The following is a 7,639-nucleotide window of genomic DNA, read 5'->3' as shown; positions in this document are numbered from 1 at the left end:
AGAGTTAATAAAAGCAATAGAAGAAGCACAAAACCAAGAAGGGGCTATATAATGTAGTCCCTTTTATTGTGGGGTGATTGTGTGGAATTAGAAGAATTAAAATTATTTTTAAGATTAGATCATGGCGAAGAAGATGACCTTCTCAAAAGCTTTCAATTATCGGCAGAAATGTATCTAAACAATGCTGGAATAAATAAAAACTATGAAAATGAGTTATATAAGTTAGCGATAAAAATTCTCGTATCACATTGGTATGAAAACAGAACTACAGAAACAACCGGACCTAACTTTCATCGTGTTGCATTTTCACTAGAGAATATAATATTACAGCTTCAACTCTCACAAGGAAGTGGTAATAATGAACTTTAGTAGACTAAACAAAAGGATTAAATTTATAACATTAAAAGAAGTAGATGGACCTCATGATGATGAAAAAGACGAAATAGTACACAAAACTGTTTGGGCTAGTGTAAGACATCTTAGGGGTAAAGAATTTTATCAAGCCGCACAAGTTCAAGCTGAAAATACACTAGTGTTTAATTGTAGATATTTCAAAGGATTAGAACAATCCATGCAAATAAAATATAATAATAAAATTTATAATATAGTCCACATAAACAATTTATATGAAAGAAATTCAGAGTATGAAATACAAGCTAAAGAAGTGATTCCAAGTGGCTAAGATGAAACTAGAGGGCATGGATGAACTTCTAAGAAAGTTAGAAGATATGGGTAATGTAGGAAGTAGAATAGAAAATCAAGCGTTAAAGAAAGCTGCTGAACCTATCTTGCAGGAAGCTAAAAGTAATGTAAAAGTAAGAACAGGAAAGTTAAAAGAAGGCTTGAAAATAGGCAGTGTTAAGAGTAAAAATGGTAACAAATATGTAGAGATAGGAATAACCAAAGATGATACTAGTAAGATATTTTACGGAAAGTTTCTAGAGTGGGGAACTTCTAAGATGAAAGCTAGACCTTTCTTAGGCCCTGCTTTTGAATCTAAGAAGAATGAAGCTAAAAACATAATAAAAGATGAAGTCAAAAGAGGTTTAGGGCTATGATTGATTTAGTTTATGATACCTTAAAATCTATAGGTATACCTATAAAATATCAAACTTACTCAGGAGATAAAAAAACATATATAACTTACTTCACTTACTTACAGCAAGCTGAAACGTATGCCGATGATGAAGAGCAAACAGAAGGTTACTATATCCAAGTAGATATATGGTCCAATACTAGTGGAAATGATTATACAAATACAATTAAACAAGTTAAGGGCTTAATGAAACAAGCCGGATTTAGAAGAAAGACAGAACATGAAGATTATGAATCAGATACAAAGATATATCACAAAGCAATTAGATTTGTTTACTACAAATAAATAAAAACAATCAAGGGATTTCCGAATTGGGAGTCCCTTTTATTATGCAAAAAATAAGGAGGAATAATATGACAATATCAATAGGTCTAAAGGATTTACATGTATGTAAATTAATAAAAGATGATGTGGAAACATTACAATATGATAGTGAAATAAAGAGAATACCTGACATACAGGAAATAGGGATCACTCCAAACGTAGTTGAAGCTGAAGGTCATGCAGACGATGTTATGAGGGCACAAGTTAGTGTGATTAGTAAATATGAAGTAACTATGAATTTATTGAGTATGTCCTTAGAAGATAAAGCATTTTTCTTAGGATCGAAAATAGTGAATGGAGTGCTAGAAACACATACCGATGACACTCCTCCAGAAATTGCGTTAGGCTTTAGAAGTTTAAATTCAGATGGAACTTATAGATACGTTTGGCTCACTAAAGGAAAAGCAAAACCTATAGAAGATAGCTACAAGACAAAAGGTGATAATGTTGAATTTCAAAGCAAGACTCTTACTTTTGTATTCATGGCACGAACTCATGATGGATTACCTAAGTTAGAAGCTCAAGAAGGAATGCAAGACTTTGACCCACAAACTTGGTTTACAACTGATATGTTAGAGAGAAAAATTGTAAAAGAAACACAACCACCAGCAGGGGAGTAATACCCCTGCTTTTAATATGAAAATGGAATAATAGGAGGATTAATATGTTAGAGATTACATTGAAAATAGATGGAAAAGACAAGGGTTTTAAACAAGACTTTGTAAGCGTTAGAATGTTAAGAAAAATGTATGACTACAACGAAAGAGTTTTAAATGGAGAGATTAAATCATCTAAAGAAGGCTTAGATGAAGCGGTAAACTTTATAGTAGAGCTTTACGGAAAGCAATTTACAGCAGATCAATTATATGATGGATTCCCAGCGAATAAGCTATTAAGAAAATTTCAAGAAGATACTTCAAAGATAGAAGGAGTTTCGGAAGAAAAATTAGAGAAAATTTCAGAGATAAGCATAGAAAAAAACTAATATCACCCGAGGAAGAGTATTCCGAGGGTGATTTGTTTTTGAGTATATATGATGAATTGATGGATAAGGGAATATCCATGCAGGAAATAGATGAAATGGACATTTTCTACTATCTAGACATTTTAATCTACAGACTTAAAAGATTAGACAGACAATCAAGAAAACAGAAAAATAAAAAAGTTTATATAGATCAGATACCAGGATTTTTCTAAGCAAGGAGGTGAAAAAATAAAAAATGAGCGATATAGGATCTCTAGTAGTAAAGTTAGGCTTAGAGGATAGTAGCTTTCAACAGGGCATAAAAAGGCTTAACACTTCTATGAGAAACGTACAAAGCGATTTTAAGCTTGCAGGAGCAGGGTCGGAAGGGTTTGGTAAGAGCTTAGAAGGACTTAGGTCTAAATCAGATTTTTTAACAAAAACAATAGAACTACAAAAAGAAAAAGTAAGTAAACATGAGGAACAATTTAAAAAATCTAAAGAAACCCTTGATAAAAATATACAAGCAAATGAAGAGTTAAAAACTAAAGTTGAAAACGCTAAAAAGGCATATGAAGAATCTAAGAATGTGCTAGGTGAAAATGCGACCAAAACGCAAGAACTCAAAAAGGAATATGAAAATCTATCAAGTGAATTAGATACAAGTAATGAAAAAATAAAGAATAATATAAATACAACTCAAAACTGGGAAACTAAAACCAATGAGCAAAAAGCTAAATTAAAAGACCTAGAAAGTCAATTACAAGCTACAAGTAAGGAAATAGCTATTCAAGGCAATAGATGGACTCAACTATCACAGCAGTTAGAACCTATTAGTAAGAGAATAACAGATACATCAAAAAAGATATATGGAATAGGTAAAGACTTAACTACAAAAGTCACACTTCCCTTAGCAGGAGCAGGAGCTGGAATATTAAAAATGTCCGGCGATTTTCAATATGGAATGAGTGAAGTTCAAGCCATAAGTGGTGCAACTGGAAAAGACTTAGAAAAGCTAAGAGAAAAAGCAAAGTTCATGGGTGAGACAACAAAATTTAGTGCTACAGAAAGTGCAGAAGCTTTAAAGTATATGGCCATGGCCGGATGGAAAACACAAGACATGTTAGGTGGACTTGAAGGTGTAATGCATTTAGCTGCTGCATCTGGAGAAAATTTAGGTCTTGTATCAGATATTGTTACTGATGCACTAACAGCGTTTGGAATGAAAGCAAATGAAGCAGGAAAATTCGCCGATGTTCTAGCTGCTGCAAGTAGTAACTCAAATACAAATGTTGCACTTATGGGGAATACATTTCAATACGTTGCTCCTATTGCTGGCTCTCTAGGGTATAGCATTGAAGATACAGCTCTAGCAATTGGATTACTCGCCAATGCAGGTATTAAGGGAGAAAAAGCAGGTACAGCATTAAGGGCCATAATGACAAGGCTCGTTAAGCCTACAAAAGATTCGGCAACAGTTATGAAAGCTCTTGGAATAACTATAACTAATACAGATGGAACTATGAAACCTTTAGCAAGTGTTTTAGAACAGTTAAGAAGTAAATTTGCTAAATTAACCCCAGAGCAACAAGCTACTTATGGTGCTATGTTAGCAGGTCAAGAAGCCATGAGTGGTATGTTATCCTTAGTTAATGCAAGTCAAGCAGATTTCGATAAACTAACAAAGTCTATAGCTAATTCAAATGGTAGTGCTAAAGAGATGGCAGACATAATGAATAATAACCTACAAGGACAATGGGTATTATTAAAATCTCAAATTGAAGGAGCAGCAATACAACTAGGAGAAATACTTCTCCCTATAGCTAAAGATTTTATATCAACTCTATCTAAGCTTATTACTAAATTCAGTGAACTTCCTAGAGGAACTCAAGAAACTATTGTTAAATTTGGTTTGTTTGCAGGAGCAACAGGACCAGTTTTAATGGCGATAGGAAGTATGGGACAAGGAATAGGAACTCTTATAGGTGGGTTTAGTAAGTTATCTGGTTGGATAGGTACTATAGCTGGAGCACAAGGATTAGCAAGTGTGGGAACTGCTGCAACTACAGCAATTGGAACAGCAGGAGCAGGAGGAGTCGCAGGTTTAGGAGCTAGTTTAGGAGGATTATTAATATCAGCTGCACCTGTTGTATTAGGCATAGGTGCAATAGCAGGAGGACTAGGATATTTAGTTCACAAAGGACTACAGCCTGCTATAAAGGAAACCGATGAGTTTAGCAATGTTGTATCTAAAAGTACTCAAGAAGCTGTTAAATCTTTTGAAAAGCTAAAAACCGGAGTACAGAAAAATCTTTTAGAACTTGAAAGAGCTAATTCGGAGACGGCTACAAAAATACTAGAAGATATAGATAAAAAGTATTCTCAGATGGTAGAAAAAGCGGTAAGTAAAGTGAAAGAAAGAAGAGATAAGGAGAAGAAAGAGCTAGAGCAGATATTACAAGATAATCTAGGAATTAGTGAAGAGGATAAGAAACAAACAATAAAAAATGTAGAGGATAAATATCAAGCTAAAATCAAAAGAATACAAGAGTTAGAAAAAGAAGTTAATGAGATAACTAAGAGTCTTGAAGATGGGACAGCAACAAATACAATAGAGGCAAGGAAAAGACTTAATCAAGCTCTAGATGAGATTGATAAAATTCATTTAGATAATGTAGCGAAGAACAAGAAAGAGGAATTATCTATTAGACAAAGAGAAGCTCAAAAAATATCTCAATTTAGTATTACAGAAGCAAGTAAGATGCTACAAGAAGAAATTAAAATTAAAGATAAGAAGATAAAAAACGCAGAAGAAGAGTATAAAAGAAAATCTGAGCTTGTAAATAAACAAATTGAAGAAGGTAATTTACCACTTGAAGCAGGAGAAAAATTAATAGAAGACTTAAAAAGACAAAAAGACAATAAGGTACAAGTGGCTAAAGATGAATATACAGAAATAAGAGATATAATGCAAAGAAATCTAGGTGAAAATGCTAAATATCTTGATCTAGAAAATGGAAAAATGTTAAATGAGTTTCAAGCATTTTTTAATAAAACAAAAGATACTGTTACAATTGGAGGACAAGAAGTATCTGCACAGTTCTTCAATGTAGGCCAACAAGTAAGCTCTAGCTTTGGATCAGGAATTCAAATATACGCTTCAAAGATTCCAGAAATGATGCAACAATTAGGCTACAGCACATCTTCTTCTTTTTCGGCAGGAATGACATCTGGAGATGAAAAGGTAAGAGAAAATACATCTAATTTAGTACAAAGCATAATGTCTGTGTTGCAAGAAAAAACTGGAGATATAGAACTTTATGGTTCAGAGACTGCTTTAAAACTTATAAATGGTCTAGGTAGTAAAGATGAAGAAATAAGATCTAAGGCAGAAGAACAAATGAAGCAAGTATTAGAAGCTTATAATGTCTTACCAGAAACCTTACTAAGCAAAGGAGAAGAAGGTATAACTGGTCTTGTAAATGGAATGAAGTCTAAAAACTCAGAAGTTAGTAGTACAGCTATAGAAACAGCTACTGCAATACTAGCCCAAGTTGAAAAAGTACCAGAAGGTGCAGCGGTACTAGGAGATAAAACACCTTTAGAAATTATTGCAGGGCTTAAATCTGGAGTACCCATGATTGAGGAAGCTTCTGCAAATACCCTTAAGGCTGCATTAGATGTTTGGTCTAAAGGACCAGATTTAGCTAATATGAATGGAAAGCAAGTAGCAGCTCAATTAGCCGAGGGTTTAAAATCAAGTGATAAACAAGTTAGTGCAGCAAGCTTAAATACCCTAAATACAATGATAAATCAGCTAAAGAAATCGCCTGCTCATGCTAATCAAATAGGTAACTTATCAGGAGAATCTTTAGTATCAGGGTTACAATCCACTGATCCTAAGACAAAAGCTCAAGCAGAAGCTATGTTAAACTATATAGTTAAAGAACTTGCCAAACTACAAGGGAAAAATCAGCAGGAAGGTTCTAAGGGGGGTAAAGGATTACAAGAGGGACTTGAAAGTCAAACAGGTCCAGTTAAACAGCAAGCTACTAATTTAATGAATGTAGGAACAGTACAAGGTACTCCTTTTCGAGCAGCTATGCAAAGAGCAGGATATGAAGGTGGTTCTGGGTTAAATATAGGGCTAGGTGGTTGGTTAGGTCAAATAGGAGAAACAGCCAAAGGTTTAGCTTCAAAAGCTCTTGAATCCTTTAAGAAGCGTTTAGACATAAGATCACCATCTAGGGTTTTTATGGAGCAAGGAAAGTTTATTGGAGAAGGACTCGAAATAGGTATTAGAAATAAGTTTAAAGATATAGAAAAAGTATCTACAGAAATGGCGGATCGTATAAAATTTTCTGAAAAGGGCATGAATTTAAGTAACTTCATTAGAAAAGACCCAACTAGATTTAAAGAATTAGATTCTTTTATAGAAGCGCTAAAAAAAGCAGATGGGTTATCAGCAGATTCGGCAAGTATAATAGTAAAAAGATATGAAAATGACATACCTCAGGCTATAAGTAAAACAGAGGAAAAATTTAAATATAGACAAGAGACGTTCAAGAAAGCTTGGGAAGAAGAAGAAAAAGTTCTTAAAGCTAGATTAGAAAACATAGAAAAAGAAGAACAGGCGAATAAGAAACTATATGAGCAAAAGAAAGAGCAATTATCCGATAGAAAGAGTGATCTTTCTGGTAAAGAAAATGAAGCTGTTAGAAAGAATATAGAAGCACAAATTAAAGCATTAGAAAAAACACAAAAACTGACAGAAGAAGAATATAAGAATAAGAAAGAAAGCTTAAAAAAACAAATAGACGCTAGAAAAAGTCAGGTAGATGAAGAAATAAAAGAATTAGATAGATTACAAAAGGCATACATAGATGCTTTGAAGGAAGAAGAAAACGCAAGAAAGCAATTTGTATCTAATGTAAATAACACTACTAATCAGATCGTTAATGCACTTAAGAAAAAGTATTCGGAACAACAGAAAGAATTTGAAAATCATATTAGTAAAGAAATAAATGGTCTAGATAGATGGAAAAAAGAATCAGAAGAAAGAATAAATAGTGTATACGATACTAAAATAAAGAGACTAGAAGATAGTTCAAATAGATACATCCAATCTTTAGAAGCAGAGCTTAAGGCGTTAGATGAAGCAGAAAAACAGAAAGATAGAAGCGATAAAGATAAAGAAGAATTAAAGAAAATACAAAGATTAGAAACAGCTATAGAATACGAACACAACGACTTTA

Annotated in this window: 8 protein-coding genes; all 8 read left to right on the top strand. The window is 33.3% G+C overall.

Annotated features, from left to right (window positions below):
- Positions 1 to 66 precede the first annotated feature (66 nt).
- Complete coding sequence (locus CLPU_RS15885) at positions 67 to 369, top strand: head-tail connector protein (protein WP_200898641.1); 303 nt, start codon at positions 67 to 69, stop codon at positions 367 to 369.
- Positions 359 to 682 (top strand): phage head closure protein, encoded by a 324-nt coding sequence (locus CLPU_RS15880; protein ID WP_050379035.1) that lies wholly within the window; start codon positions 359 to 361, stop codon positions 680 to 682. The genes CLPU_RS15885 and CLPU_RS15880 overlap by 11 nt, the downstream gene beginning before the upstream one ends.
- A gap of 1 nt (position 683) precedes the next feature.
- A complete protein-coding gene (locus tag CLPU_RS15875; RefSeq protein WP_235436197.1) occupies positions 684 to 1,058 on the top strand; it encodes an HK97-gp10 family putative phage morphogenesis protein in 375 nt (124 codons plus the stop codon).
- Positions 1,055 to 1,381 (top strand): hypothetical protein, encoded by a 327-nt coding sequence (locus tag CLPU_RS15870; protein ID WP_050379032.1) that lies wholly within the window; start codon positions 1,055 to 1,057, stop codon positions 1,379 to 1,381. The genes CLPU_RS15875 and CLPU_RS15870 overlap by 4 nt, the downstream gene beginning before the upstream one ends.
- Positions 1,382 to 1,449: 68 nt before the next feature.
- A complete protein-coding gene (locus CLPU_RS15865; protein ID WP_050379030.1) occupies positions 1,450 to 2,040 on the top strand; it encodes a major tail protein in 591 nt (196 codons plus the stop codon).
- Between the two features lie 44 nt (positions 2,041 to 2,084).
- Positions 2,085 to 2,405 carry a phage tail assembly chaperone G gene (gene gpG, locus CLPU_RS15860; protein WP_050379027.1) on the top strand — a complete coding sequence of 107 codons (321 nt, stop codon included), beginning with the start codon at positions 2,085 to 2,087 and terminating at the stop codon, positions 2,403 to 2,405.
- A gap of 38 nt (positions 2,406 to 2,443) precedes the next feature.
- The gene (locus CLPU_RS17370) at positions 2,444 to 2,617 is read left to right on the top strand and encodes a hypothetical protein (protein ID WP_157857747.1); all 174 of its coding nucleotides are present in this window, start codon (positions 2,444 to 2,446) and stop codon (positions 2,615 to 2,617) included.
- A gap of 23 nt (positions 2,618 to 2,640) precedes the next feature.
- Positions 2,641 to 7,639 (top strand): phage tail tape measure protein (locus tag CLPU_RS15855; RefSeq protein WP_050379025.1); only part of this gene is annotated, 4,999 nt, incomplete at its 3' end.

This window comes from Gottschalkia purinilytica (assembly GCF_001190785.1).
In the GTDB taxonomy this organism is placed as follows: domain Bacteria; phylum Bacillota; class Clostridia; order Tissierellales; family Gottschalkiaceae; genus Gottschalkia_A; species Gottschalkia_A purinilytica.
This window is presented reverse-complemented; position numbering and strand designations above follow the sequence as displayed.